The 23,397-nt window shown below is 64.4% G+C and carries 30 protein-coding genes and 1 pseudogene; 25 read left to right on the forward strand and 6 right to left on the reverse strand.

The window, feature by feature from the left end; genetic code table 11:
• Nucleotides 1-43 precede the first annotated feature (43 nt).
• Nucleotides 44-1,048 (reverse strand): phage portal protein, encoded by a 1,005-nt coding sequence (locus IFT57_RS13695; RefSeq protein ID WP_192151741.1) that lies wholly within the window; start codon nucleotides 1,046-1,048, stop codon nucleotides 44-46.
• A complete protein-coding gene (locus IFT57_RS13700) occupies nucleotides 1,048-2,808 on the reverse strand; it encodes a terminase ATPase subunit family protein (protein ID WP_192151742.1) in 1,761 nt (586 codons plus the stop codon). Before IFT57_RS13700 ends, IFT57_RS13695 begins: the two co-directional genes overlap by 1 nt.
• Nucleotides 2,809-2,952: 144 nt before the next feature.
• Here IFT57_RS13700 and IFT57_RS13705 point away from each other — a divergent pair, with 144 nt between their 5' ends.
• From IFT57_RS13705 to IFT57_RS13755, 12 genes and pseudogenes are all read left to right on the forward strand, one after another.
• Entirely contained in the window at nucleotides 2,953-3,783 is an 831-nt protein-coding gene (locus IFT57_RS13705; RefSeq protein WP_192151743.1) for a GPO family capsid scaffolding protein, read from the forward strand.
• A 25-nt stretch (nucleotides 3,784-3,808) separates the two neighbouring features.
• Nucleotides 3,809-4,822 (forward strand): phage major capsid protein, P2 family, encoded by a 1,014-nt coding sequence (locus tag IFT57_RS13710; RefSeq protein WP_192151744.1) that lies wholly within the window; start codon nucleotides 3,809-3,811, stop codon nucleotides 4,820-4,822.
• A gap of 9 nt (nucleotides 4,823-4,831) precedes the next feature.
• Nucleotides 4,832-5,536 (forward strand): phage terminase small subunit, encoded by a 705-nt coding sequence (locus IFT57_RS13715; RefSeq protein WP_192151745.1) that lies wholly within the window; start codon nucleotides 4,832-4,834, stop codon nucleotides 5,534-5,536.
• Nucleotides 5,537-5,635: 99 nt separating this feature from the next.
• The gene (locus tag IFT57_RS13720; protein WP_192055442.1) at nucleotides 5,636-6,100 is read left to right on the forward strand and encodes a head completion/stabilization protein; all 465 of its coding nucleotides are present in this window, start codon (nucleotides 5,636-5,638) and stop codon (nucleotides 6,098-6,100) included.
• Nucleotides 6,100-6,309, forward strand: coding sequence for a tail protein X (locus IFT57_RS13725; RefSeq protein WP_192151746.1), 210 nt, complete (start codon nucleotides 6,100-6,102; stop codon nucleotides 6,307-6,309). Before IFT57_RS13720 ends, IFT57_RS13725 begins: the two co-directional genes overlap by 1 nt.
• 36 nt (nucleotides 6,310-6,345) lie before the next feature.
• On the forward strand, nucleotides 6,346-6,669 hold the full coding sequence (locus IFT57_RS13730; RefSeq protein ID WP_192055446.1) for a phage holin, lambda family: 324 nt from the start codon (nucleotides 6,346-6,348) through the stop codon (nucleotides 6,667-6,669).
• Nucleotides 6,666-7,478, forward strand: coding sequence for an N-acetylmuramidase domain-containing protein (locus tag IFT57_RS13735; protein ID WP_192151747.1), 813 nt, complete (start codon nucleotides 6,666-6,668; stop codon nucleotides 7,476-7,478). Before IFT57_RS13730 ends, IFT57_RS13735 begins: the two co-directional genes overlap by 4 nt.
• Nucleotides 7,475-7,837: pseudogene (locus tag IFT57_RS27000) on the forward strand (Rz-like lysis system protein LysB); the annotation flags it as partial. The gene IFT57_RS13735 and the pseudogene IFT57_RS27000, both read left to right, overlap by 4 nt.
• Nucleotides 7,761-8,021, forward strand: a complete 261-nt coding sequence (gene lysC, locus IFT57_RS26895) for an Rz1-like lysis system protein LysC (RefSeq protein ID WP_342030352.1) — start codon at nucleotides 7,761-7,763, stop codon at nucleotides 8,019-8,021. The pseudogene IFT57_RS27000 and the gene lysC, both read left to right, overlap by 77 nt.
• On the forward strand, nucleotides 8,018-8,497 hold the full coding sequence (locus IFT57_RS13745) for a phage tail protein (protein ID WP_192151749.1): 480 nt from the start codon (nucleotides 8,018-8,020) through the stop codon (nucleotides 8,495-8,497). The genes lysC and IFT57_RS13745 overlap by 4 nt, the downstream gene beginning before the upstream one ends.
• Nucleotides 8,494-8,934, forward strand: a complete 441-nt coding sequence (locus IFT57_RS13750) for a phage virion morphogenesis protein (protein ID WP_192151750.1) — start codon at nucleotides 8,494-8,496, stop codon at nucleotides 8,932-8,934. The genes IFT57_RS13745 and IFT57_RS13750 overlap by 4 nt, the downstream gene beginning before the upstream one ends.
• A gap of 305 nt (nucleotides 8,935-9,239) precedes the next feature.
• Nucleotides 9,240-9,629: a type II toxin-antitoxin system RelE/ParE family toxin gene (locus IFT57_RS13755; protein ID WP_192151751.1), complete on the forward strand. Its 390-nt coding sequence runs from the start codon at nucleotides 9,240-9,242 to the stop codon at nucleotides 9,627-9,629.
• Nucleotides 9,630-9,650: 21 nt separating this feature from the next.
• Here the strand turns inward: IFT57_RS13755 and IFT57_RS13760 are convergent, their stop codons facing one another.
• The gene (locus tag IFT57_RS13760; RefSeq protein WP_192151752.1) at nucleotides 9,651-9,962 is read right to left on the reverse strand and encodes a helix-turn-helix domain-containing protein; all 312 of its coding nucleotides are present in this window, start codon (nucleotides 9,960-9,962) and stop codon (nucleotides 9,651-9,653) included.
• Nucleotides 9,963-10,388: 426 nt separating this feature from the next.
• Between IFT57_RS13760 and IFT57_RS13765 the strand changes: the two genes are divergently transcribed.
• From IFT57_RS13765 to IFT57_RS13790, 6 genes are read left to right on the forward strand one after another with little or no spacing between them, the layout of a single operon-like run.
• The gene (locus IFT57_RS13765) at nucleotides 10,389-10,934 is read left to right on the forward strand and encodes a phage baseplate assembly protein V (protein WP_192151753.1); all 546 of its coding nucleotides are present in this window, start codon (nucleotides 10,389-10,391) and stop codon (nucleotides 10,932-10,934) included.
• Nucleotides 10,931-11,284, forward strand: a complete 354-nt coding sequence (locus tag IFT57_RS13770; protein ID WP_192151754.1) for a GPW/gp25 family protein — start codon at nucleotides 10,931-10,933, stop codon at nucleotides 11,282-11,284. Before IFT57_RS13765 ends, IFT57_RS13770 begins: the two co-directional genes overlap by 4 nt.
• The gene (locus IFT57_RS13775) at nucleotides 11,281-12,195 is read left to right on the forward strand and encodes a baseplate J/gp47 family protein (protein WP_192151755.1); all 915 of its coding nucleotides are present in this window, start codon (nucleotides 11,281-11,283) and stop codon (nucleotides 12,193-12,195) included. Before IFT57_RS13770 ends, IFT57_RS13775 begins: the two co-directional genes overlap by 4 nt.
• Nucleotides 12,196-12,203: 8 nt before the next feature.
• On the forward strand, nucleotides 12,204-12,803 hold the full coding sequence (locus IFT57_RS13780; RefSeq protein ID WP_192151756.1) for a phage tail protein I: 600 nt from the start codon (nucleotides 12,204-12,206) through the stop codon (nucleotides 12,801-12,803).
• The gene (locus IFT57_RS13785; protein ID WP_192151757.1) at nucleotides 12,800-14,560 is read left to right on the forward strand and encodes a phage tail-collar fiber domain-containing protein; all 1,761 of its coding nucleotides are present in this window, start codon (nucleotides 12,800-12,802) and stop codon (nucleotides 14,558-14,560) included. The genes IFT57_RS13780 and IFT57_RS13785 overlap by 4 nt, the downstream gene beginning before the upstream one ends.
• 12 nt (nucleotides 14,561-14,572) lie before the next feature.
• Entirely contained in the window at nucleotides 14,573-15,244 is a 672-nt protein-coding gene (locus IFT57_RS13790) for a tail fiber assembly protein (RefSeq protein ID WP_192151758.1), read from the forward strand.
• 105 nt (nucleotides 15,245-15,349) lie between these two features.
• On the opposite strand, the gene IFT57_RS13795 is transcribed toward IFT57_RS13790, so the two are convergent.
• Nucleotides 15,350-15,637 (reverse strand): type II toxin-antitoxin system RelE family toxin, encoded by a 288-nt coding sequence (locus IFT57_RS13795; RefSeq protein WP_192151759.1) that lies wholly within the window; start codon nucleotides 15,635-15,637, stop codon nucleotides 15,350-15,352.
• Between the two features lie 9 nt (nucleotides 15,638-15,646).
• On the reverse strand, nucleotides 15,647-15,880 hold the full coding sequence (locus IFT57_RS13800) for a type II toxin-antitoxin system Phd/YefM family antitoxin (RefSeq protein ID WP_192151864.1): 234 nt from the start codon (nucleotides 15,878-15,880) through the stop codon (nucleotides 15,647-15,649).
• Nucleotides 15,881-16,190: 310 nt separating this feature from the next.
• Between IFT57_RS13800 and IFT57_RS13805 the strand changes: the two genes are divergently transcribed.
• The 7 genes from IFT57_RS13805 to IFT57_RS13835 are packed head-to-tail and all read left to right on the forward strand — an operon-like array spanning nucleotide 16,191 to nucleotide 22,595.
• Complete coding sequence (locus IFT57_RS13805) at nucleotides 16,191-17,363, forward strand: phage tail sheath protein (protein ID WP_192151760.1); 1,173 nt, start codon at nucleotides 16,191-16,193, stop codon at nucleotides 17,361-17,363.
• Nucleotides 17,364-17,407: 44 nt separating this feature from the next.
• Nucleotides 17,408-17,923 (forward strand): phage major tail tube protein, encoded by a 516-nt coding sequence (locus IFT57_RS13810; RefSeq protein WP_192151761.1) that lies wholly within the window; start codon nucleotides 17,408-17,410, stop codon nucleotides 17,921-17,923.
• 27 nt (nucleotides 17,924-17,950) lie between these two features.
• A complete protein-coding gene (locus tag IFT57_RS13815) occupies nucleotides 17,951-18,268 on the forward strand; it encodes a phage tail assembly protein (protein WP_192151762.1) in 318 nt (105 codons plus the stop codon).
• Nucleotides 18,269-18,276: 8 nt separating this feature from the next.
• Nucleotides 18,277-18,399 carry a GpE family phage tail protein gene (locus tag IFT57_RS13820; RefSeq protein ID WP_192151763.1) on the forward strand — a complete coding sequence of 41 codons (123 nt, stop codon included), beginning with the start codon at nucleotides 18,277-18,279 and terminating at the stop codon, nucleotides 18,397-18,399.
• Nucleotides 18,392-20,950 (forward strand): phage tail tape measure protein, encoded by a 2,559-nt coding sequence (locus tag IFT57_RS13825; protein WP_192151764.1) that lies wholly within the window; start codon nucleotides 18,392-18,394, stop codon nucleotides 20,948-20,950. Before IFT57_RS13820 ends, IFT57_RS13825 begins: the two co-directional genes overlap by 8 nt.
• 5 nt (nucleotides 20,951-20,955) lie before the next feature.
• The gene (locus IFT57_RS13830) at nucleotides 20,956-21,396 is read left to right on the forward strand and encodes a phage tail protein (RefSeq protein ID WP_192151765.1); all 441 of its coding nucleotides are present in this window, start codon (nucleotides 20,956-20,958) and stop codon (nucleotides 21,394-21,396) included.
• Nucleotides 21,393-22,595, forward strand: coding sequence for a phage late control D family protein (locus IFT57_RS13835; protein ID WP_342030353.1), 1,203 nt, complete (start codon nucleotides 21,393-21,395; stop codon nucleotides 22,593-22,595). Before IFT57_RS13830 ends, IFT57_RS13835 begins: the two co-directional genes overlap by 4 nt.
• 52 nt (nucleotides 22,596-22,647) lie before the next feature.
• Here the strand turns inward: IFT57_RS13835 and IFT57_RS13840 are convergent, their stop codons facing one another.
• Nucleotides 22,648-23,346, reverse strand: coding sequence for a hypothetical protein (locus IFT57_RS13840; protein ID WP_192151766.1), 699 nt, complete (start codon nucleotides 23,344-23,346; stop codon nucleotides 22,648-22,650).
• Nucleotides 23,347-23,397: the final 51 nt, after the last annotated feature.

Below are 23,397 nucleotides of genomic sequence, written 5' to 3' on the forward strand. Positions count from 1 at the left end.
CGAAGAATGCTTTTGATGGCGCAAACACTGTCACTTAACAGTATTACCGGCCAATTTCACCTGCAAATTCAAACCGCACCACCTCCTCCCCCACCCAATCATTCACCTGCCTTAACCGCGCCTGGATCGGCTCCAGCTCATTCATCGCCCAGATCTCCGCCGCTTCCTTGATCGACCCAAACCCACCAGCGTTCTGCGGGACGATGCCCATCAGCTGCGGTGGGATCCGGAGGGCGGCGAGCATGTCGTCGCGGCTGATGTTTTTGATTGAGCTGAATTCGTCTTTTGCGGCCACCTCGGAAACGGGGATCAGTTGGATGCCATCCTTTTTTCCGCCCGGGGCGTACATGAACAGGTTGCGGAAGTTGCCCGGGCCTTTGGCGGACTTGAGGGCGGCGCGCAGCGCGGCCACGTCGGTTTCGTTCTGGGCGGTGTCGGTCATGTACATGATGAAACCGGCATGGCTGCCGTTGTTGTAGTACTTGCGGCGGAACAGCGTGGCGGATTCATTGAGCAGTGCGCTCTGCAGCGCGGGGAGCCATTCGGGGAGGCCATAGATTTCCTGGTTGATGTCGGCCTCGCGCAGGTGGCAGATGGAGCCAGACAGAAACTCATGTTCATCTTTCCAGTTGCGCACTTGGTAGTAGCTGCCGGGCTCTGTGCCGCGGCGGATGTACTTGGCCAGGACCGGCTGCAGGCCCAGTGATTGGCCGAGCATGTTGCGCTGTTTTTCCAGGTAGGCGTTGCCCAGCCAGAGCCAGTCCAGGGCGAATTGCTCGAACGTCTGGCGGGACAGCAGGCGGTGGGGGATGAAGGTGCGGGCGAGCATGTTGCGTTTGAAGTTGAGGCCCGACTGCAGGAACACGCTGGCCCGGGAGGACTTGGCCAGGCCGTCGAACGAGAGGGGCGGTTCGTACCAGCGGCCGTTGGACCAGCACTCCAGGTAGTCGAGGATGCCGCGGTCATCGAGCACCGGCGTGGGGTCGCCGAAGGTGAACGCCTCTATGCGGGCGGCGGGTGCTGGCAGGTGGGCTGGGCTGTCGTTCATCAGTAGATCTCCATGAACCCGGTGTTGGTGGCGGTCTGCCCCTCCAGCGGTTCGTTGTGCAGTGCGTGGAATAGGGCCCAAGCCAGGTCGGCGTGACCGGTTTCGTCGGTGCGGCCGGCGGTGTAGGTGAACTGGCGGCCGCTGGCGGTGACGGTCTTGCGGATGGCCATGAGTGACTGGGCCATGTCGATCCAGCCGGCGTCGAATTCCAGCCGGCCTTTGTGGATGACGTCGTAGGCCTTGAGCACCAGGCGGGTTTTCACTTCGGGCGAGTAGCTGAAGGTGGTCAGGTTGGGGAAGAACTGGCGCACCAGCTGCGCCACGCCGGAGCCCATGCCGGTGATGTCGATGCCGATGTAGGTGACCCAATAGCGTTGGGTGATCTGGCGGATCGCCTCGGCCTGGGCGGCGAAGTCCATCCCGCGGAACTGGTGGCGCTCGAGCACGCGGAACTTGCCGCCAGGCACCAGCGGTGGCGCGACGACGACCAGCCCGGAGCTGTCGCCGGTTTCGGCGGGGTCGTAACCCACCCACACCTGCCGATCGGCGAACGGCCGGGCGGCGAAGGGTTTGTAGTCCTCGGCCCATTCGATCCAGCTGTCGACCATGCACGGCTGCAGGACGTTGAGCGGGAAGATGCTCGCGCCGTCGTCGACGAATTGGCACATCAGCAGGTTGGCGAAGGCCTCGGCGTTGTATTCCAGGCGCAGTTCTTCGAGGTCGAACAGTTCGCAGCCACGCTCGGAGGCATCCAGGATGGTGACGATCTGCCGCCAGATCCGGTCCTCGCACAGCCGCCCCTGCTGCAGGGCTTCGTGGGACACGTCCAGCTTGAGCCGTTGCGCTGCTGGCTTGCCCTTGTTGAAGCGCTCGCCGGTCCAGAACGTGAAGGCCTCGTGGGCCATACTCGAGGGTGTGGAGAAGTAAGTGCGACGGTAGCGCTTCTGCATCGCCATGCCGCTGGCGACCTTGTTCAGTTCGTTGAACTTGAAGGTCCAGAAGAATTCGTCGAAGTAGAAATTGCCGTGATAGCCCTGGGCGGTTCGGGCGTTGGTGCCGAGAAAATGGAGCTCTGCGCCGTTGGCCAGGATGATCGGGTCGCCGGTCAGCTCGACGCCGCACACTTCGCGGGAAAAGGCCTGGATGTAAGCCTTGAAGATATGCGCCTGGTTCTTCGAGGCCGACAGGAAAATCTGGTTGCGCCCGGTCACCAGCGCGTCGAGAAACGCCTCGCGGGCGAAGTAGTAGGTCGCGCCGATCTGGCGGCTTTTGAGGATCGCCCGGGTGCGCTGGTTGCCCGCCCGGTACCAGTCCAGCTGGTAACCGAAACAGCCATCGCGGAAAGCCTCGGTGAGCAGCTCGATCTGCCCTTCGTCGAACTCGTTGCGCGCCGCCTTCTTCTTCGGCCCGGCGTTGCGCGCCGCCAGTTTGGGGTTCAGGTCCGTCTCGGTACCGCCGCCCTTGAAGCGCTCGATGCGCGCCTGGCGCTCGAGCTGGCGGTGCAGCAGGTCGATCTCCTTGAAGTCGCCGCCGGTCTTGCCCTCCTTCAGGATCAGCTGCACCAGGCGCGCTTCCAGGGCGCCGCCGATGCGTTCGACGTTGTCGGCCCGGTCCCACTCGTCGCGGGTCTTCCAGGCGTGCACGGTCTTCTCGTTTTCCTCGAGCATTTCAGCGATCGCGCAGATGCGCAGGCCGGTCCAGTAAAGGAATTTCGCCTGGCGACGGTTATCGCGGAGGGGTGCGGGCAAAGCGGCAGTCATGGCGGCGATGCTGACGCCGCGCGCGCGTGGGGCGTAGCGGGGTCGGGTGTAGGAAACCGGACTACAACCGGCGCACATTGCCGCTCGGCCGCGCACTGCCGACGATGCACCTCAACGCACTGCCCTGCACCGAGGACATCCCGAATGAAGAAATTCCGCTCCAAGTGGTTTCGCGTCGCCACGGCCGGCGCGACCTCCGACGGCCGCAAGATCGAACCCACCTGGATCCAGGAAATGGCCGCCAGCTACAGCCCCACGCTGTATGGCGCGCGCATCTGGATGGAGCATATTCGCGGCACCCTGGCCGACAGCCCGTTCCGTGCCTACGGCGATGTCACCGCGGTGAAGGCCGAGGAAGTCGAGGTCGACGGCGAGCGGCGCTGGGCGCTGTTCGCCCAGATCGAGCCGACGCCCGACCTGATCTCCATGACCAAGGCCAAGCAGAAGATCTACACCAGTGTCGAGATTGCGGAGAAATTTGCCGACACCGGCCGCGCCTACCTGATCGGCCTGGGCGTCACCGACAGCCCGGCCAGCCTGGGCACCGAGGTGCTGTCGTTCGCCGCTCAGCACCCGGAGAACAACCCGTACAGCGGGCGCAAGCAGCATCCGGACAATCTGTTCACGGCTGCCATCGAGGTCACGCTGGAGTTCGAGGAGTACGAGCAGAAGCCCTCTGCCGGCGCTGCGCTGTTCGCCAAGGTCAGGGAGCTGATCAAGGGCAAGGATGTGCAGGTCGACGCCGAGTTTGCGCAGTTTGGCGAGGCCGTGACGGCACTCGCCGAACACGTCCAGGAGCAAGGCGAAACCCTTGCGACCGAGCAAGGCAAGCTCGCCGAGCTGGCCCACCAGCAGCGTCAATTCAGCGCCGACTTCGAGGCGCTGAAAAACACCCTCAGCACCACCGCCAACCCGCACCACACCCAGCGCCCACCGGCCACGGGTGGCCGCGGCGAGCAGCTCACCGACTGCTGAAACCCCTATCGCCACGGAGCAACCCATGCGCAACGAAACCCGCCGCCTGTACAACGCCTACCTGCAGCAGCTCGCCCAGCTGCACGGCGTGCCCGACGTCACCACCAAGTTCGCCACGGCGCCGTCCGTGACCCAGAAGCTGGAAACCCGTATTCAGGAGTCCAGCGAATTCCTGCGCCGCATCAACATCTACGGCGTCGACGAGCAGATGGGCGAGAAGATCGGTCTGGGCATTTCCGGCCCCATCGCCGGGACCACCGACACCACCGCCAAGGACCGCGAAACCCGCGACCCCAGCACCCTCGACGACCGTGGCTACCTGTGTACGCAGACCAACTTCGACACCCACCTGCGCTACGCCAAGCTCGACGCCTGGGCCAAGTTTCCGGACTTTCAGGCGCGCATCCGTGACGCGATCATCAAGCTGATGGCGCTGAGCCGGATCATGATCGGCTGGAACGGTACCAGCCGTGCCGACAGCTCCAATGCCGCGACCAACCCGCTGCTGCAGGACGTCAACGTCGGCTGGCTGCAGAAGATGCGCCTGGAAAACGCGGCGCGAGTGCTCAAGGAAGTCGAGCCCGACAGCGGCAAGATCGCCATCGGCGACGGCAAGGATTTCGCCAACCTTGACGCCCTGGTGTTCAGCATGGTCGCCGAGTTCATCGAGCCCTGGTACCAGGAAGACCCCGAACTGGTGGTGGTGTGCGGGCGGCAGCTGCTGGCCGACAAGTACTTCCCGATCATCAACCAGAAGCTCGACCCCACCGAGATGCTGGCCGCCGACATCGTCACCAGCCAGAAACGCATCGGCAACCTGCCCGCCGTGCGGGTGCCCTACTTCCCGGCCAACGGGCTGATGGTCACGCGCCTGGACAACCTGTCGGTGTATTGGCAGGAAGGCACCCGCCGCCGCACGGTGGTCGACAACGCCAAGCGCGATCGCGTGGAGAATTTCGAGTCGGTCAACGAAGCCTATGTGATCGAAGACCTGGGCTGCGCCGCGCTGGCCGAGAACATCGACCTGGTTGGCAAGTGAGGCGATGACATGAGCAACCCCTGCCGTCGCCACTTCCAGCGCACCACTGCGGCACTGGCCGCCGCCGAAGCCGTGGGCCCCGAGCAGAGCATGGAAGGCGCCAACGCCTACGAACTGCAGATGGCCCAGCTGCTGCAGGACCGCCTGCGCCTCAAGCAGATCCAGTCCACCGAGGGCAAATGCGCGCTCAAGCGCCAGTTGCTGCCGGCGTATGAACCCTACGTGCAGGGCGTGATCGAGGCCGGCCGTGGCGCCCAGGACGAGGTGCTGACCACGGTCATGCTCTGGCGCGTCGATGCCGGCGAGTTCGCCGGCGCGCTTGACCTGGCTGCCTACGTGTTGGAACACGGCCTGCTGATGCCGGACCGTTTCGAGCGCACCACGGGCTGCCTGATCGCTGAAGAAGTGGCCGAAGCGGCGTTGCTGGCGCAGAAGGCCGGTGGTTCGTTCGACCTGGCCATCCTGCACCGCACGGTTGAGCTGACCACCGACCACGACATGCCCGACGAGGCCCGCGCCAAGCTCTATTTGGCCACCGGCCGCGCCACGCTGGTGGGCCTGACGCCTGAACAACCTGGGCAACCGGGCCAGGTCAGCGCCGCCATCGAGCTGCTCAAACGCGCCATCGCGCTGAACACCAGCTGCGGCGGCAAGAAGGACCTGGAAGGCGCCGAGCGCCTGCTGAAAAAGATTGCTCCCTCAACCGGGAGCTGACCGAGCGTACCCCGCAAGCCCGGCGGCCCGGAGCCGAGCAGCCAGTAACCTGATCGCTGCACTGCAACGCTCCGGCCACCGCCGACTGAGGTATCAGACATGAGCGGATTCATTGCTGGCGGCACGCCGACCCAGCCCTTCCCGATTACCAACGACGGTTTCTGGCCGGACATCGATGGCGCCCTACTACGCGCCTCGATCCGCCTGGACGGCAGCGTCACCGACGCGCGCCTGGAGGTGGCCACGGTCAATGCGCTGATCGAGATCAATGCCGAGTTGCAGACGTTGAAGGCCATTCATTTGGCTGACGGCCACCGCACTCTGGCCGCCGTGCCCGCGCCACAGATCCAGGCGCAAAGCCAGTGGGTCTGGCAGTACAAGCGTGCCGTGTATTGCACGGTCGGCGCCGAGTTGGCCGAGCGCTATCGCAGCTTCGACAGCACCGGCGAAGGTCACAAAAAAGCCGATGACCTGACCCCGTCCGTGGACGAGTTCCGCCGCGATGCGCGGTTTGCCATCCGCAACCTGCTGGGCGCGGCGCACTCGACCATCGAGCTGATCTGATGGCCGTCCAGCTCGCTCGGCAGGGCGACACGGTCGACCTGATTTGCTGGCGCTTCTACGGCCGCACGGCCGGCGTGACCGAAGCCGTGCTGCAGGCCAACCCAGGGCTGGCGGATCAGGGCCCGGTGCTGCCCCACGGCACCCTGGTCACCCTTCCGGATGCCCCGCCCCAGGCCGAGCACCGTTCAATGGTGAACCTATGGGACTGACCCCAGCGGCCTCCACCCCCACCACCGGACAGCGGAATGAACAAGATGCCTGACAAACCGGACAACCTGGCCTGGCTCGCGACCTGGCTGGAACACAACTGGCCCGGCCTGTATGCCGGTGCGCTGGCGGCGTTCATTGCCGCTTTGCGAGTCGTCTACGGCGGCGGCAACTGGCGTCGCGTGGCCCTGGAAGCGCCGTTGTGCGGCGCCCTGGCGCTGGCGGCCAGCCATGGGCTGACGCTGGTGGGAATTCCCAGCAGCACCGGCCCCTTCTTTGGCGGCGTCATCGGCCTGCTGGGCGTCGAAGGCACCCGCGCGCTGGCCGGCCAATTCTTCAAACGCAAGGCGGAACAACCATGACCCTATTACGCCACGGCGAACGCAGCCAGGCGGTGCTGTTGCTGCAGCAGCGCCTCAACCAACGCGGCGCCGATCTGTATGCGGACGGCCTGTTCGGCGATGCCACCGAGGACGCCGTGCGTGTGTTCCAGGGCAAGGTCGGCCTGGTCAGCGATGGCATCGCCGGACCCAAGACCCTCGCCGCCCTCGGCGGCGGGCACTGTGCCCACCTGTTGCAGCAGCGCTCGCTGGTTGCCGCCGCCGAACGCCTGGGATTGGACGTGGCCACCGTCATGGCCGTTAACGAGGTGGAAAGCCAGGGCGAGGACTTTCTGGCCAACGGCAAGCCATCGATCCTGTTCGAGCGCCACGTCATGCACCGGCGCCTGAGCATGGCTCGCCGCCCGGACGATGAGGTGGCCGCGCTCCTGGTCAGCCACCCCAACCTGGTCAACCCGCGACCGGGTGGCTATGCCGGCGGCAGCGCCGAGCACCAACGCTTGGCCAACGCGCGGCTGATCGATGATGACTGCGCACTGGCGTCCACCAGTTGGGGCGCCTTCCATGTCATGGGCTACCACGCCGAACGTCTGGGCTATACCAGCGTCCAGGACTTCACCCAGCGCATGGCCCTGAACGAGAACGAACAGTTCGAAGCCTTCGTGCGCTTCATCGAAGCGGATCCTGCCCTGCACAAGGCGCTCAAGGCGCGCAAATGGGCGGTGTTCGCCAAGGGCTACAACGGCCCGGCGTATCAACGAAATCTGTATGACACCAAGCTTGAACGCGCCTATGAACGGCACGCGGCTGGGTGCCTGGTGCCCGCATGAGTCTGCTGCGCCAAGTGCTGTTCGGCGCGGGATTGCTCGCGGCGCTGGCCCTGCTGGTGTGGACGCAGAGCCTGCGCATCGCGGTTTCGGAGGGCCGCTTGGAAGTCGCCCTGCAGGCAGCGGCCTCCGCCCGTACCGAAGCCGAGCGCGCTGCCGCCGAGGTGATCGGATTGCGGGATGTGCTGCGCAATGAACGCGCGTCCCAAGTGGGCCTGCGCCTGATGCAAAACGACCTGCGCACCGCCCTGGCTGCGCGCCAACGACAGCTTGAGACCCTCACCCGTGAAAACACCGCACTTCGCCATTGGGCTGACCAGCCTTTGCCTGACGCTGCTGCTCGGCTGCGCCAGCGCCCCGCCCTCACCGGCGCCGACGCTTATCGTGACTGGCTGTCCGGCCGTGACCCCCTGCACCCTGCCAGCAACAGCCCCGCGCCATAACGGCGAGCTGCTGCGCGACCAGGACAGCCTCGAAGCCGCCTGGGCCGACTGCGCCGCCCAGGTCGACATGATCTTTCGCCACCAACAGGCCGCCACCCCATGAACAAACCCGGCTCGCTGCGCGAACATTTCTTGCGCTTGATCCCCGAACTCAAACACAACCCCGACCGGCTGATGATCTTCATCGACAACGGCACCCTGCGCAGCACCGTGGCCCACGGGCTGTCGTTCGAATACAGCTACACCCTGAACATCATCCTCACTGACTACGCGGGCCATCCAGATGCAGTGGCCATTCCCCTGTTCGCCTGGGTCCAGGTCAACCAGCGCGAGCTGATGGAGAACCTGGTGCGCGGCAAGGAGGCGATCGGCTTCGAGGCGGACGTGCTGGACAACAGCAAGGTCGACCTGTCGATCAAGCTGCCGCTGACCGAGCGCGTGGTGGTGCAGACGCGGGAGGATGGGTCGCTGTCGGTGGATCACCCGGCCGAGCCGGTGGTGGACCTGGATCCGTTTACGTTGCGGTCGTTGGAGCTGTATTTGAAAGGTGAGTTGCTGGCGACGTGGGGTGGCATATGAGCGATGAGCTGGAGGTGCTCGAGGAGTGGGCCGGGGCGTTGTTGGCGAAGCTCGAGCCGGGGGAGCGGCGGAAGTTGTTGGGGCAGGTGGCGCGGGATCTGCGGCGGAATCAGCAGCGGCGGATTGCGGCGCAGAAGGCGCCGGATGGGACGGCGTATGCGCCGCGCAAGCGGGCGCGTGGGGGGTTGAGGGGGAAGCGGGGACGGATCAGGTCGCAGATGTTTGTGAAATTGCGGACGGCGCGGTGGATGCGGACGGAGGTGGATGCTGCGGGGGTGGCGGTGGGGTTTATGGGACGGGTGGGGAGGATTGCGCGGGCGCATCAGTTGGGGCGGGGGGTGGGTGGGAGTGATTTGCCTCGTCGGCGATTGTTGGGGCTGGAGGGCGAGGATAGGAAGGTTGCTTTGGATTCGATACTGCAAATGCTTACGGTCTAACAGGTCTGCTTGGACCCTTATGGCTTCATCCTCCTTTGTGGTTCGCTCTTATGCCCCCCCACCGCCTCTCTCGCGTCAGAGCTATACCATCTCACTGCCCTGACAAGGCATAAGTCAATTAAAAGCGTATAGGTAATTGACTTTGTTATCAATTCTTGTAACACTGTATTTGCCAAAGTATGTTTTGGCAGAGAGGTTACCGTAAGGTGCCACTCCGGCGTCACTCATATCGAGGACGCCATAACTCAATAGAGGCCTTGAAATGAATAATTTCCGACTCCCTTACCGACTGCCTGGAGGTACCAATGAACAAGAAAACCAGCGACACCAACGACAACGAAAGTAAGACCCGCGTTTTAGAGTATCACCCTGAAAAAGCTGCATTCAAGGAGATGGCGACAGTACCAGAACGCATCAGGGACGCGTTCCTCCTAAGCCTCTCTATGGTTTTGAAGCACCTAGAACCTGCTTGCCAAGTAAGCCCGTTGGGCGGCTTAGGGAAGAACGTTTACGAGCTCAAAATCAACGGAAGACCAGCTTGGCGCTGCATCTACTACACAGGCATCACCGGCAAGATTGTAGTACTGCACGTCACGGAAAAAACCACCAACGGACGCGATAGTCAGATCGCCAACGTAGTGGAGCAACGCCTAAAGACCCTGAGGGATGAGCTCAAGGTCGGCAGGAAGAAATAGGATGTGAATTGGCGATGGCTTTTACAGCATCGCCTTTTTTAGGTTCATTACGAGGGGCTGGGCGCTATTTTCAGGGTCGAAATCTGCATCCAGTTTGTAGCCTATACGCACCAGCATTTCCAAGAGCGTATCGATGGAGAATTTCTCCAGGTACCCCTTGAACAGGTTGCTCATACGCGGAGCGCTGACGCATAGCTCGCTGGCGGCGGCAGCTTGACTCCAACCTTTCTGGCGGATGAGAGTGATCAGCGTCATGAAGAGCTGGGTCTTCAGATGCTTCATGTTGTATTCCACGGGATCGTCCGTGAACTGCTCGAATAGATTCTGGCTCATTTGGGTGCCTCCATTTCTTTCGGAGGTTAGGTCTCTGGGTTGTGTGTCTGCTAAGGGTAAAGGCGATGCCTTATCGTCTTATACGCTTATACTATTATCATTTCTTGTAACCTGACAAGCGAAAAACATCGTTTCGTAGGGTGTTAACGCACGTTGCAGCCTGGTTTACGACGAAAGGTTCGCAGTTGGTAGCGGCGAAACGAGCTCCGAAACCCGCTCCGAAACCTTTCCCGAATTGCCGAAAGCTATCAGGCCCGCTCGCGCAAACCGAAGCACTGCAGCTTGTTTGCCCGTTTGCTACGTGCTGAGAAGCCGCGAGCGCCACGATAGCAACGTCTGCCAGCAGGCAGGCGCCTACGAATGTATTTTCCTTTGCTACACCAGACTGTAGATGCGGCACGGACAGTCGCCCTGCACCATCCCCCCATGCCTACCCTTCCCACCCTCCTCCGCCGCCTAGAAAACCTGATCCGCCCCGGCACCATCGCCGCGCTCGATCCGGCCACCGCCCGTTGCCGTGTACAAACCGGTAACCTGCTTACCACCTGGCTCCCCTTCTTCACCCTCAACGCCGGCGAGGACTCCACCTGGCACCCGCCCAGCCCCGACGAGCAATGCCTGATCCTCTCCCCCTCCGGCAACCCGGAAAGCGGCTTCGTCCTCATCGGCCTGTACAGCGATCGCTACCCCGCGCCGAATGACAGCCCAACTCGCCACCGCCGCCGGTACCGCGACGGGGCCGTCGTTGACTACGACACCGCCACCCACACCCTCACCGCCACCCTCCCGGCCGGCGGTCAGATCGTGGCCAACGCGCCGGGCGGCATGCGGCTGATCGGTGACCTTGAGGTCGACGGGTTGATTACCGCTACAAAAGACGTCGTTGCCGGCGAGCAGAAGATCAGCCTCACCACCCACAAAACCGCTGGCATCCAACGGGGCACCAGCATCTCCGATGGGCCTGTCCCATGATCGGCATGAACGCCGCCACCGGCCGCGCGCTGAGCGGCGATGCGCACCTGCGCCAGTCCATTGCCGACATCCTCACCACGCCGATCGGTTCGCGGTTGATGCGGCGCGACTACGGCAGTCAGCTGGCCGATCTGATCGACTGGCCGGTGAACGACAGCACTCGCCTGCTGGCCTATGCCGCGACGGCCATGGCGCTGATGCGCTGGGAGCCGCGGATTCGTCTCAGCCGTGTGCAGCTGCAGATGGACGGCCTCAGCGGCCAGGCGCAGTTGGACATCGAGGGCACCAAGGTCGACACCCATGAACCGCTCAGCCTGCGCGTGCCGCTGGCGCTGGGGGCACACGTATGAAGGCGTTCACTCCAATCGACCTGGGCCAGTTGCCGGACCCGACCTTTGTCGAGCAGGTCGACTTCGAGCAGATCCTCGCCGAGCGCAAGGCGTACGCGGTGAGCCTGTGGCCCGCCGAGCAGCGCGCCGAGGTGGCGGCGACGTTGGCGCTTGAGTCCGAACCGCTGACCAAGCTGCTGCAGGAAAACGCCTACCGCGAAATGCTTTGGCGCCAGCGGGTCAACGAGGCGGCGTTGGCGACACTGCTGGCCAAGGCGCAGGGCAAGGACTTGGACCAGGTAGCCGCGAACGTGAACGTGGCGCGCCTAGTGGTGCGGCCCGCTGATCCGAAGGCGGTGCCGCCAGTGGCGGCGATCCTGGAAGCCGACGACAGCCTGCGCGAGCGCGCCCAGTTGGCGTGGGAAGGCCTGTCCACGGCCGGCCCACGCAACAGTTACATCCTGCACGCGCGCAGCGCCGATGGCCGAGTGGCGGATGCCACGGCCGAGAGCCCCTCGCCGGCGACGGTCGTGGTCACGGTGCAGGGCGCCCTGGGCGATGGCAGCGTGGATCAGTCGGTAGTGGACGCGGTGTACGCGTACCTGAGCGACGATGATCGGCGCCCGGTCGCCGACCGCCTGGTGGTGCAAGGCGCTCAGATCCTGCCCTATGTGATCAACGCCGTGCTCTATCTGGCGACGGTGGGCCCAGAGGCCGACCCGGTGATGGCCGCGGCCGAGGCCAGTTTGAACGCGTTTCTGGCCAAGCGGCGGCGGTTGGGCGTGGAGGTGTCGACTTCAGCCCTGCATGCGGCGCTGCACGTCGAAGGCGTGCGCAAGGTGCAGCTACAGGGCTGGACCGACCTCAGCCCCACCCAAGCCCAGGCCGCGTACTGCACCCACTACACGCTGACGCGCGGGGTGCTGACGTGACCGCGCTGATGCCCCCCAACGCACTCACCCTGGAACGCCTCGCGGCCGAGGCCACCGCGCAGATCCAGCGCGTACCGGTGCAGATCCGCGACCTGGTCAATCCGGATCGCTGCCCGGTCGACCTGTTGCCGTATCTAGCGTGGGCCTTGTCTGTGGACCGCTGGGACAGCACCTGGTCAGAAACCATCAAGCGCCAGGTCATCAAGTCTTCCTACTTCATCCACGCGCGCAAGGGCACGATTGGCGCCCTGCGCCGCGTCGTCGAGCCACTGGGCTACCTCATCGAGGTGGTCGAGTGGTGGGAAACCGAACCCCACGGGGTGCCTGGCACCTTCGCGCTGCAGGTGGGGGTACTGGAAACCGGCATCACCGAAGAGATGTACCAGGAGCTGACGTGGCTGATCGACGATGCCAAGCCCGTTGCCCGCCACCTGACCGGCCTGGCCATCAGCATGGAGACGGTAGGCCGGCTTTACGTAAGCACCGCCCTTCAGGAAGGCGATGAAATAGACGTCTACCCACCGCAACCGCGAGACATCGACGTGTCTGGCGTCATCGGCCGTGGCGGACGTGAACACACCCTCGAAACCGTGGATGTCTACTCATGATCGATCATACCTCGCAGTTCTTCGCCATCTTGACGAACGTGGGCACCGCCAAGCAGGCGAACGCCGATGCCCTGGGCATCGCCTGGAAGATCACGCAGATGGGCGTGGGCGACGCCAACCTCACGGATCCGATACCCGATGCGGGCCAACGCGCCCTGATCAACGAGTGGCGGCGGGCACCGCTGAACGCGCTCAAGGTCGATCCTGTAAACCCCAGCATCATCATCGCCGAACAAGTCATTCCGGCCGACGTGGGTGGCCGATGGATCCGCGAGATCGGACTCTACGATGCGGACGGCGACCTGGTCGCGGTCGCCAACTGCGCGCCGTCGTTCAAGCCGCTGCTCTCGCAGGGCTCGGGCAAGACCCAGGTCGTGCGCATGAACATGGTCGTGAGCAGCGCGGCAAACGTGGAGCTCAAGATCGACCCCAGCGTGGTGTTGGCCACCAAGGAGTTCGTGACAGAAGAGTTGGCCAAGCAAGACTTCAAGCACTCGGCCTGGGTCGCTACGACCGCCAACATCAACCTGGCCGGTCTGCAGACGATTGACGGTGCTGCCGTACCGGCGGGCAAGCGAGTACTGGTCAGAGCGCAGACCGAGGCCAGGAACAACGGCCTATACCTCACTGCTGTGGGTGCGTGGACGCGTACCAGCGATGCGAACACCCATGACAAGGTCACACCGGGGATGCTGGTGCTCATCGAGCAAGGCGTGCTTTACGGCGATAGCGGTTGGCAGCTGCTCACCGACGGGGCAATCACCCTGGGCGTCACCGCCCTGGCCTTCGGCATGGCGTTCGGTCGCACGGGCATCGCCCCAGGCAGCTATCGAAGCGTGACGGTCGATCAATATGGACGCGTGGTGTCGGCCACCAATCCAACCACGGTGGCTCAGTACGGGCTGACCGACGTCTACACGAAATCGCAGGTGTTTTCGAAGGGCGAAACCTATGCCCGGGCAGATGTGTTCACCAAGGACGAGACCTCCAGGAAGGTGGCTGACGCCGTTGCGGCCCTCGTTTCGTCCTCACCCGAAGCGCTGGATACGCTCAGCGAGCTGGCCGCAGCCTTGGGTAACGATCCGAACTTCGCCGCGTCGGTCAACAACCAGTTGGCAAACAAGGCGCCCAAGCACTCGCCGACGTTCACGGGGATTCCCAAAGCACCAAGGCCAGGGCCTGCCGATGACAGCGAGCAGATTCCGTGCACGGCGTGGGTATGGGCTTCCGTTCGCTCGAGCGTCCACGCCGCCGAGGCAAACAAGGCGGGAATGTGCGTGCATTTTGCCATGGCCTCGCCTCCTGCAGGTTATCTGCGGCGCAACGGCGCGGCGGTCTCACGAACCACCTATGCGGCCCTGTTCGCCCGTATCGGCACGATCTACGGTGCCGGCGACGGCTCCACCACTTTCAACCTTCCCGACTCGCGTGGCAGCTTTGATCGGGGCTGGGATGAGCAGCGAGGACTGGACAGCAACCGCGTGTTCGGTTCGACGCAAACCGACCAGAACGCTCGTCACACCCATAGCGGGACGACGGCATCCGCCGGTGCACACGCCCACACCCTGGGCGTCAACCTCGACCGGTCGCCTGCAGGTGACGGCAATGCCGTATTCGGCGACGAGGACTACTACGGCAAGGGCGCGCTGAGCACCGCCTCGGCCGGCGCCCACACACACGCCGTCACCATTGGCGCCTCGGGTGGCACCGAAGCCAGGCCGCACAACGTCGCCTTTTTGCCCTGCATCAGATATTGAAAGGAGCTTCATGTGGAAGACGAAACCGTTCATCCAGTCCAGTGGTGGGAGCACGCAGAGATCATCCCGCCCGTCGTCTGCAACGTATCGCCCGTGACGCGAGAGTTCGTCAGCTCAAGCGTGGCAGACCCCAGTCCACTTGAGCCAGGCGTGTGGTTGATACCCGCGCACAGCTACCTGACGCAGCCGCCGGAGTTCATCCCGGGGTATGCGGCGGTGGCCCTGCCGGATGGCAGCGGTTGGAGCCACATCGTCGACCTGCGCGGCAGCACGGTGTATTGCACTGAAACCGGCGAACCCCAGACATGGGAAGCGCTCGGCGAATTGCCAGGCGGGCTTACGCTGCAAGCGCCCGAATCTGCATTCGATACCTGGCAGGATGACCGATGGGTGCTGGACCGGCCCGCCCACACAGCTGCGCTGCAACGCACCGCCAGCAAGAAGAAACAACTGCTCAACCAGTACGCCACTGCCCTGATCGACACCCTGCTCGACGCTGTCGAGATGAAAATCGCCCAGGAGAGCGAACTGGCTGCCCTGAAGGCGTGGAAGGTCTACAGGGTCGAGCTGAGCCGTGTCGATACCACGTCGAGCACACCCGCCACCACGGGATGGCCAGTTTCCCCCGATGAAACAGCCATGCTGGCCTGGCTGACGGCGCAAGGTTTCGAAGCGTCCGATTGATGCATGTGTGACGGCTAATTTTCGGAGAGCCGGCATCGCTCTTGAATACCCACAGGGCTGGCTGATCGTGAGGCGTAAAAAACCCCGCCGAAGCGGGGTTTTGGTTCACACCCTTTTCACTGCTGCGTCGTAGACCTCGTCATCGCGTCGGGCACCTACGCACACGACCAGGATGATTTCAGTACCGTTGATGCGGTAGACGATACGTACATCGCCTGTCCGGATCCGGCGGTACCCGGCCAGTGGCCCGCGCAAGGCCTTGCCGATCTTGTCGGGTTCTCCCTCGGCAATACGCTCGCGTATGACCTTCAGGACTCTCTTGGCTTCAGCACTGCCCAGCAGCTTGAGGTCTGTCTCTACCAGTGAATGAAACCGAACAGTCCAGTTCTTCATCGTCATTGCCTATTTGAACCGGGCCTCCATGTCTTCGAGGCTCACGGTAACGTCGTTGTCGAGGCTGGGCAGGCGCTCGATGGCAAGCAGTTCAGAACGCAGATCTTCGAGCTCGTCCTGCATGGCTTGGTAGGCGTCGATGCCCACCAGCACAGCGGCCGGCTCGTTGTCCTTGAAGATCACCAGGTGCGAGATATCGCCGCTGGTGACGTCCTTCAAGCGCGCGCTGAAACCACGAACCATGGCCGTAGCGGAAACCGCCTGCTCAGCCCGGTTGAGGAGTGCACTCATGCCGTATTCCTTCGTCGTCAGTTATTTAGTCGTTTATTAGTAGTCAGTAGTCAGTAGTCAGTAGTCAGTAGTCAGTAGTCAGGAAGCTTGGTGTAGAGTACTTCCACAGCGGCAGTATCGCGCACAATCATACGTACAACAATACACATACTCGTTCTTCCGATGACTGGATGTAACGTCGGCCTCTACACACGCCATACCTCGCGCCTGTCAGGCCCAAGCGACAACCTAGTGCTGTCTCCAACAGCACAGGCTCGCCAACATGGCCACCGACTACCACCACGGCGTTCGCGTCGTCGAAATCAACGAAGGCTCGCGCCCCATTCGCACGGTGGCTACCGCTGTGGTGGGGATGGTTTGCACCGCTGACGACGCAGACCCCGCCGTCTTCCCGGTGAACAGGCCCGTACTGCTCACCGACGTCCTCACCGCGAGCGGCAAGGCCGGAGTGAAGGGCACATTGGCGAAAAGCCTGGACGCCATCGCTGGCCAAGCCAGCCCGCTCACCGTTGTGGTTCGCGTGGCGGCCGGTAACGACGCCGCTGCAACTGCCGCCAACGTCATTGGCGGCGTCACTGCGAGCGGGCAATACACTGGCTTGAAAGCGCTGCTGGCGGCCGAGGCCCAACTGGGAGTGCGCCCGCGCATCCTCGGCGTCCCCGACCTGGACTCTCTGCCGGTCGCCACAGAGCTGGTGGCCATCGCTCAGAAACTGCGAGGCTTCGCGTACGTCAACGCGTGGGAGTGCGAAACAGCATCGGACGCGATGGCCTATCGGGAGAATTTCGGCGCCCGGGAACTGATGACCATCTGGCCAGACTTCGTCGGCTTTGACGGCGCCACCGGCGGTGCTGCACCTGCATCGGCCATTGCCCGCGCACTGGGCCTGCGGGCCAAGCTGGACCAGCAGGTGGGCTGGCACAAAACCCTGTCCAATGTGGCTGTGAACGGCGTCACCGGCCTGAGCAAGGACGTCTACTGGGATCTGCAGAACCCGGCCACCGATGCGGGCCTGCTCAACGCTGCAGGCGTCACCACCTTGATCCGCCGCGAGGGCTTCCGTTTCTGGGGCTCGCGCACCTGCAGTGCGGATCCGCTGTTCGCCTTCGAAAGCTACACCCGCTCCGCCCAGGTACTGGCCGACACCATGGCCGAAGCGCATTTCTGGGCCGTGGACGTGCCGCTGCACCCCAGCCTGGCCCGCGACATCATCGAGAGCATCAACGCCAAGTTCCGTGAGCTGATACGCGGCGGGTACCTCCTGGGGGGCGAATGCTGGTACGACGAAGCCGCCAACGACAAGGACACCCTCAAAGCCGGCAAGCTGTTCCTGGACTACGACTACACGCCCGTACCACCACTGGAAGACCTCACCCTGCGTCAGCGCATCACCGACCGCCACCTCATCGACTTCGCCAGCCGCGTCAGCGCCTGACCCCTCGCCCCGCGTGGCTGCGGCCGCGCCATTGGAGCCTGCCCATGGCCTTGCCCAAGAAACTCAAGAACATGAACCTGTTCAACGACGGCGTCAGCTACGTCGGCCAGTGCAAGAACGTCACCCTGCCCAAGCTGGGCCGCAAACTGGAAGCATGGCGCGGGGGTGGCATGGACGGCCCGGTCAAGGTCGACCTGGGTCACAGCGACGACGGCCTCCAGCTGGAGTGGACCCTGGGCGGCTGGGACCTCACCGCGCTGCGCCAGTACGGCGCCGTCTCGGCCAGCGGCGTGCTGCTGCGCTGGGCAGGCTCGGTACAGCGCGACGACACCGGCGAGGTGTCCGCAGTCGAGGTGGTGGTGCGCGGCCGGCACGAAGAGATCGACCTGGGTGAATCCGAGTCCGGCGAGGACACCGAGCACAAGTTCACCACCACCTGCACCTACTACAAGTTGACCATCGACGGTAACGAAGAGATCGAAATCGACCTGCTCAACTTCCTCTTCAAGGTCAACGGCGACGACCGCTTGGCCGAACACCGCAAGGCCATCGGCCTGTAACCCCTATCCCATACACGAGCCCTGCCAATGACCACCGAAGCCTCGCAAACACCGAACCCGAACGTCGTCACCCTGGACACGCCCATCAAACGCGGTAGCGTCGAGATCAACGAGGTCACCCTGCGCAAACCCATGGCCGGCGAGCTGCGCGGCGTGACCTTGGCCGATCTGCTGCAGATGGACGTGCTGGCCCTGCGCAAGGTCCTGCCGCGCATCAGCAACCCCGCCCTCACTGACCAGGAGCTGGGCCAGATGGACCCTGCCGACCTGGTGCAGCTGGGCGGCGTGGTCACCGGTTTTTTGTTGCCGAAATCGGCGAAGACGGACGCCTCCCTCGGTGCGTAGATGACGCCATGGCCGACATTGCCGTGATCTTTCACTGGGCCCCCGAGGCCATGGCGTCGCTGTCGCTCACCGAGCTGATGGCCTGGCGCGAGCGGGCACGGGTGCGAAGCGGGGCCAAGGACGATGGATAAGCTCAGGCTGCAGGTGCTGCTCTCGGCCGTGGACAAGGTCACCGGCCCGCTCAAGCGGATTCGCGGCGGCAGCCAGGTCACGGTGCAGGCGCTCAAGGCTGCGCGCGATCAGGTCAAAGCGCTCAACGCCCAACAGGCCGACGTGGCCGGGTACCGCAAGCAGCAAGCGGCAATCACCGGCACCTCGCAAAAGCTGGTCGACGCCCAAACTCGGCTGCGAGAGATGCGTACCGCGCTGCGCCAGACCGGCGAAGCCGCCACGGGCAAATTTCGCACCGACTACCGCAAGGCGCACGAAGCGGTGCGCGACCTGACCCTCAAGCTGCAGAACCAACGGCGCAACCTGGCGCCGCATGCCACGCGTCTGCGCGAAGCCGGCATTGCCGTGGGCCAGCTGGGGCAGCATGAGGGCCGGCTCAAGCAGCAGCTGGACGCGGCCAACCGCTCGCTGCTGCAGCAACAGGAGCGGCTGGCGGCGGTGACGCGGCGGCAGCAAGCCTTGACCAAGGCCGAGCAACTGCATGATCGCCAGCAGCGCTTCGTCGGCAGCATGGCGGGTGCTGGCGCGGCAGGTGTGGCCGGTGCGAGTGCGCCGTTGTACGCCGGTGCACGGCTGCTAACGCCGGGGCTGGAGTTCGAGGCAGGGGTCAGCCGGGTTCAGGCCATCACTCGGCTCGAGCAGGATGCGCCTGACCTCAAGGCGCTGCGCGATCATGCGCGCGAGCTGGGCGGCAGCACCAAGTTCACGGCGGGCGAGGCCACCGGGGCGCAAGGTTTTCTCGGCATGGCCGGCTTCGATCCCAAGGCGATCCAGGCGGCCATGCCGGGCATGCTGGACCTTGCCGCTGCGGGCGGTACCGAGCTGGCCGAGACCGCCGACATCGCCTCCAACATTCTGTCCGGCATGGGCCTGCACGCCTCGCGCATGGGCGAGCTGGGCGATGTCCTGGTGGGCACGTTCACCCGCTCCAACACCGATCTGCGCATGCTTGGCGAAACCATGAAGTACGCCGCGCCCATGGCCAAGACCTACGGTATCGAGCTGGAAACCGCCGCGGCCATGGCCGGCAAGCTGGGTGACGCAGGGCTGCAGGGCAGCATGGGCGGCACGGCGTTGAGCAGCATCATGAACCGCCTGGCCGCGCCGCCGAAAATGGCCGCCAAGGCGCTCGAGCAACTCAACATCACCACCGCCGACGCCCAGGGCAATCTGCGCGAGCTGCCGGACATCCTCAAGGAGATCCACGACAAGACCGCCGGCATGGGCACGGCCGTGCGCGGTGGCTTGTTCAAAGCGATCGCCGGCGAAGAAGCGGTCAAGGGCATGGCGCACCTGGTGGACCAGGCCGGCAGCGGCGAGCTGCAACAGTTGGTGGCGACGTTGCGCAAGACCCAAGGCGAGTCGGCACGCACCGCCCAGGTGATGGCCAACAACCTCAAGGGCGACCTCACCACCCTCAAGAGCAGCTGGGAAGACCTGGGCATCGAGCTCGAAGGTCAACAAGACCACGCCCTGCGTGACCTGGTGCAGTCGATCACCGAGCTGGTGCGCAGCACCAAAGCCTGGGCGCAGGAAAACCCTGTGTTGGTCAGCGGCCTGGTAAAGGCTGCCGCCATCACCGCCGGCCTGGCCCTGGCGTTCGGCACCGTGGCCTTGACGTTGGCGGCGCTGCTGGCGCCGATGATCGTGGTGCGCCTGATGTTGGCCAGGCTCGGCATTCACCTGCCTGGGCTGCTAGGCCTGTTCTGGAAATTGGCCAGCAACGTTTTGCCGTTCGTGGCCAGGGCCTTGCTGCTGGTCGGCCGCGCCTTGCTGCTCAACCCCGTTTCACTAGTGCTGGGGTTGCTGGCCGGCGCGGCCTACCTGGTCTACCAGAACTGGGATGCGGTCAGCGGCTTCTTCAGCAGCACCTGGGCCGAGATCCGCACTGGGTTCAGTGGCGGCATCACCAGCCTTATGCAGACCTTGGCCAACTTCAGCCCGATGGGCCTGCTCTATCGCGCCTTCGCCCAGGTGATGCAGTACCTGGGCGTGGAGCTGCCCGACCGTTTCACCGCCATGGGCGGCCAATTGATGGACGGCCTGGCCAGCGGCATCACCCGCAAACTGAGCGTGGTGCGCGAAGCCATCAGCGACATGGGCCAGGCTTCCGTCGACTGGTTCAAGGACAAGCTGGGCATCCACAGCCCCTCGCGCGTGTTCGCAGAACTGGGCGGCCACACCATGCAGGGCCTGAGCAACGGCTTGACCGAGGGCGCATCGGGCCCGCTGCAGGCCGTCGCCAGCGTCGGCAAACGGCTGGCCCAGGCCGGCGCGCTGTCGGTCGGCCTGGCCAGCGCCGGCACTGCCGTCGCGGTGGACAACCGGCCGCCGATATCGGCTGCGGCAACGCCTGTGGTGCAGGTTGCCGGTGACACCATCTCGATCCAGATCCAACCCGCACCCGGCGCCGACCCCGCCGCCATCGCCCGCGCCGTGGCCGCCGAGCTGGACCGCCGCGACCGCGCCAAGCAAGCCCGGGCGCGCAGCGCCTTTTCCGATCAGGATTAAGCCCCATGATGATGGCCATCGGCATGTTTATTTTCAGCCTGGAAACCCTGGTCTACCAGGAGCTCCAGCGTCAGACCGACTGGCGCCACGGCACCACCTCACGCATCGGCACCAACCCGGCCCGCCAGTTCCTCGGCCGCGGCGAAGACGCCATCACCCTCCCCGGGGTCCTGCTGCCCGGGCTCAAGGGCACACCGCTGAGCCTGGACACGCTTCGCTACATGGCCGACAGCGGCAAGGCCTGGCCGCTGGTCGAAGGCACCGGCCGCGTGCTGGGGTTGTGGGTGATCGAGAGCATCAGCGAAACCCGCACGTTGTTCTTCCAGGACGGCGCCGCGCGGCGGATCGAGTTCAGCATTGCCCTCAAGCGCATCGACGACGGCCGCGTCGACCTGATCGGCAGCCTGCTCGGCGCGGCAGGTGATGTGCTCAGGCGCGCCCTGTGAGGTGGCCAGATCTGGGGGCCCACCCGGTGCCCCTCTGCCGTCTGCTAGTGGACGGTCGCGACATCACCTCGACGCTGATGCCGCGCCTGGTCAGCCTGCAGCTGACGGACAACCGTGGGCTCGAGGCCGACCAGCTGGACGTGACCCTGTCCGACCACGACGGCGCCTTGGTGATCCCGCCTCACGGCGCCAGGCTGCAGCTGTGGCTGGGCTGGAGCGACAGCGGCCTCATCGACAAAGGTGTGTACGTGGTCGACGAGACCGAACACAGCGGCGCGCCGGACGTGTTGAGTATTCGCGCGCGGGGTGTCGACCTGCGCGCCGGCTTCAAGGCACGCCGCGAGCGCAGCTGGCACGCGTGCACCTTGCATCAGGTCCTGCAGGACATCGCCACGGCCTACGGATTGAAAGCGGCCATTGCCCCCGTGCTCGGCGCACACCCCATCGCTCACCTGGACCAGGCCAACGAGTCGGACGCCAACCTGCTCACCCGCCTGGGCCAGGCCTACGACGCGCTGGCCACCGTCAAGGCCGACCGCTTGCTGTTCATGCCGATCGGCGCGGCCACCAGCGTCAGCGGCGTGGCCCTGCCGCACATCACCCTCACCCGCCTGGATGGCGACCAGCACCGCTACCTGCAGGCCGATCGCGACAGCTACAGCGGCGTGCGTGCCTTCTACTACGACGTCAACAGTGCCGAAAAGAAGCACGCCATCGCCGGCGAGGGCGACAACTACAAGGACCTGCGCCACACCTACGCCGACCGCGACAGCGCCCTGGCCGCCGCCCGCGCAGAACTGCAACGCCTGCAACGCGGCTCGGCCACGCTCAGCTACACCCTGGCCAAGGGCCGCCCGGAACTGATACCCGAGCTGACCTATTCGCTGCTGGGCGTAAAGGATGAGATCGGGGCCATCGTCTGGCTGGGCGGCAACGTCTCCCATGACTTCACCAGCGATGCGTTCGTCACACGGCTGGAGCTGGAATCAAAGCTGCCGGACGGCGACGAGATCGCGGAGCTGGCCACCGATGAGGGCACGTATACGGGGGTCGTGGCGTACTACCGGGATGAACGCGGTGCACAAAAGTCCGTGACCCAAGGCGACCAGACGAAGGCGAAGCGGCTGGTGCGGTTGTATGCGAGCAAAGACAGCGCGGTGCGGGCGGTGCAGCGGGAGTTCGGGCGTTTAAGCGGATGAAGGGATTGACGAGAAACGACGCGAGGCCGTGTGACCGGCCTCGCGGTGGGGCTCACACCGGTTCAGCCAGGAACCAGGTGCCGAGCGCCTCCATCTTCATCGTGCTCAAGCGCACATTGCCGAAGCGAACCGGCTTGCCCCCGAGCAGGGACGGCATGTGTTTCATCACCTCCCCCACAGACGCATCAGGCACGGCCGCACTGAGTGCCGCGCTCGCTTGAATGAGGATCTCGATGCCCGACGCATCGGTGCCATTCCCGACGCCGATGACCGTGACGGCATTGACGTTACCGGTGTGCTTGTCGAGGCCCAACGTGATGCTGACCACTGGGCTGAGGACGATGGACCGCGAGTTGTTCACCTCCCCTTCTTTGACCGGCCGGGCTTCAACTGGACGCGTGTGATCCACCGTCTTCAGCGCCTGCTCGAGCCGCTCCAGGTATCGCTCGTCATTGAAGCCGAAGGTCTTGCTGGCGGGTGGCGTCGATGCAGGAGGGAGCTCGGATCGCGTGCCCTCGGAAATCGCCTCGACAACCGGTGGCATGGATACATCCTCCACTTCCCCAGCTGGCGGTGCGTTGATCAAGCCCAGCGCCAGCACCACCACGAAAAATGCCGCAACGGTCCCCAAGGTACCGCTCACCAGCTGACTCACCACCCAACCCCAGGCCCGCCTGCGATACATCCGATACAGCTGTACCCAGACCACACCCCAGACGATCAATGCCGCCAGAAAAACTACAAAGTCCATATTGTCTTCTCCACCGCTGCCGCTGCGGGCAGTCCCTCATTGATGACGCTC

The organism is Pseudomonas sp. CFBP 13719, assembly GCF_014842095.1.
Lineage (GTDB): Bacteria > Pseudomonadota > Gammaproteobacteria > Pseudomonadales > Pseudomonadaceae > Aquipseudomonas.

Excerpts from the sequence above, each read along its gene's own strand:
- IFT57_RS13695 (WP_192151741.1), bottom strand. The coding sequence starts at position 1,048 with ATGAACGACAGCCCAGCCCACCTGCCAGCACCCGCCGCCCGCATAGAG.
- IFT57_RS13700 (WP_192151742.1), bottom strand. The coding sequence starts at position 2,808 with ATGACTGCCGCTTTGCCCGCACCCCTCCGCGATAACCGTCGCCAGGCG.
- IFT57_RS13705 (WP_192151743.1), top strand. The coding sequence starts at position 2,953 with ATGAAGAAATTCCGCTCCAAGTGGTTTCGCGTCGCCACGGCCGGCGCG.
- IFT57_RS13710 (WP_192151744.1), top strand. The coding sequence starts at position 3,809 with ATGCGCAACGAAACCCGCCGCCTGTACAACGCCTACCTGCAGCAGCTC.
- IFT57_RS13715 (WP_192151745.1), top strand. The coding sequence starts at position 4,832 with ATGAGCAACCCCTGCCGTCGCCACTTCCAGCGCACCACTGCGGCACTG.
- IFT57_RS13720 (WP_192055442.1), top strand. The coding sequence starts at position 5,636 with ATGAGCGGATTCATTGCTGGCGGCACGCCGACCCAGCCCTTCCCGATT.
- IFT57_RS13725 (WP_192151746.1), top strand. The coding sequence starts at position 6,100 with ATGGCCGTCCAGCTCGCTCGGCAGGGCGACACGGTCGACCTGATTTGC.
- IFT57_RS13730 (WP_192055446.1), top strand. The coding sequence starts at position 6,346 with ATGAACAAGATGCCTGACAAACCGGACAACCTGGCCTGGCTCGCGACC.
- IFT57_RS13735 (WP_192151747.1), top strand. The coding sequence starts at position 6,666 with ATGACCCTATTACGCCACGGCGAACGCAGCCAGGCGGTGCTGTTGCTG.
- IFT57_RS13745 (WP_192151749.1), top strand. The coding sequence starts at position 8,018 with ATGAACAAACCCGGCTCGCTGCGCGAACATTTCTTGCGCTTGATCCCC.
- IFT57_RS13750 (WP_192151750.1), top strand. The coding sequence starts at position 8,494 with ATGAGCGATGAGCTGGAGGTGCTCGAGGAGTGGGCCGGGGCGTTGTTG.
- IFT57_RS13755 (WP_192151751.1), top strand. The coding sequence starts at position 9,240 with ATGAACAAGAAAACCAGCGACACCAACGACAACGAAAGTAAGACCCGC.
- IFT57_RS13760 (WP_192151752.1), bottom strand. The coding sequence starts at position 9,962 with ATGAGCCAGAATCTATTCGAGCAGTTCACGGACGATCCCGTGGAATAC.
- IFT57_RS13765 (WP_192151753.1), top strand. The coding sequence starts at position 10,389 with ATGCCTACCCTTCCCACCCTCCTCCGCCGCCTAGAAAACCTGATCCGC.
- IFT57_RS13770 (WP_192151754.1), top strand. The coding sequence starts at position 10,931 with ATGATCGGCATGAACGCCGCCACCGGCCGCGCGCTGAGCGGCGATGCG.
- IFT57_RS13775 (WP_192151755.1), top strand. The coding sequence starts at position 11,281 with ATGAAGGCGTTCACTCCAATCGACCTGGGCCAGTTGCCGGACCCGACC.
- IFT57_RS13780 (WP_192151756.1), top strand. The coding sequence starts at position 12,204 with ATGCCCCCCAACGCACTCACCCTGGAACGCCTCGCGGCCGAGGCCACC.
- IFT57_RS13785 (WP_192151757.1), top strand. The coding sequence starts at position 12,800 with ATGATCGATCATACCTCGCAGTTCTTCGCCATCTTGACGAACGTGGGC.
- IFT57_RS13795 (WP_192151759.1), bottom strand. The coding sequence starts at position 15,637 with ATGAAGAACTGGACTGTTCGGTTTCATTCACTGGTAGAGACAGACCTC.
- IFT57_RS13800 (WP_192151864.1), bottom strand. The coding sequence starts at position 15,880 with ATGGTTCGTGGTTTCAGCGCGCGCTTGAAGGACGTCACCAGCGGCGAT.
- IFT57_RS13805 (WP_192151760.1), top strand. The coding sequence starts at position 16,191 with ATGGCCACCGACTACCACCACGGCGTTCGCGTCGTCGAAATCAACGAA.
- IFT57_RS13810 (WP_192151761.1), top strand. The coding sequence starts at position 17,408 with ATGGCCTTGCCCAAGAAACTCAAGAACATGAACCTGTTCAACGACGGC.
- IFT57_RS13815 (WP_192151762.1), top strand. The coding sequence starts at position 17,951 with ATGACCACCGAAGCCTCGCAAACACCGAACCCGAACGTCGTCACCCTG.
- IFT57_RS13820 (WP_192151763.1), top strand. The coding sequence starts at position 18,277 with ATGGCCGACATTGCCGTGATCTTTCACTGGGCCCCCGAGGCCATGGCG.
- IFT57_RS13825 (WP_192151764.1), top strand. The coding sequence starts at position 18,392 with ATGGATAAGCTCAGGCTGCAGGTGCTGCTCTCGGCCGTGGACAAGGTC.
- IFT57_RS13830 (WP_192151765.1), top strand. The coding sequence starts at position 20,956 with ATGATGATGGCCATCGGCATGTTTATTTTCAGCCTGGAAACCCTGGTC.
- IFT57_RS13840 (WP_192151766.1), bottom strand. The coding sequence starts at position 23,346 with ATGGACTTTGTAGTTTTTCTGGCGGCATTGATCGTCTGGGGTGTGGTC.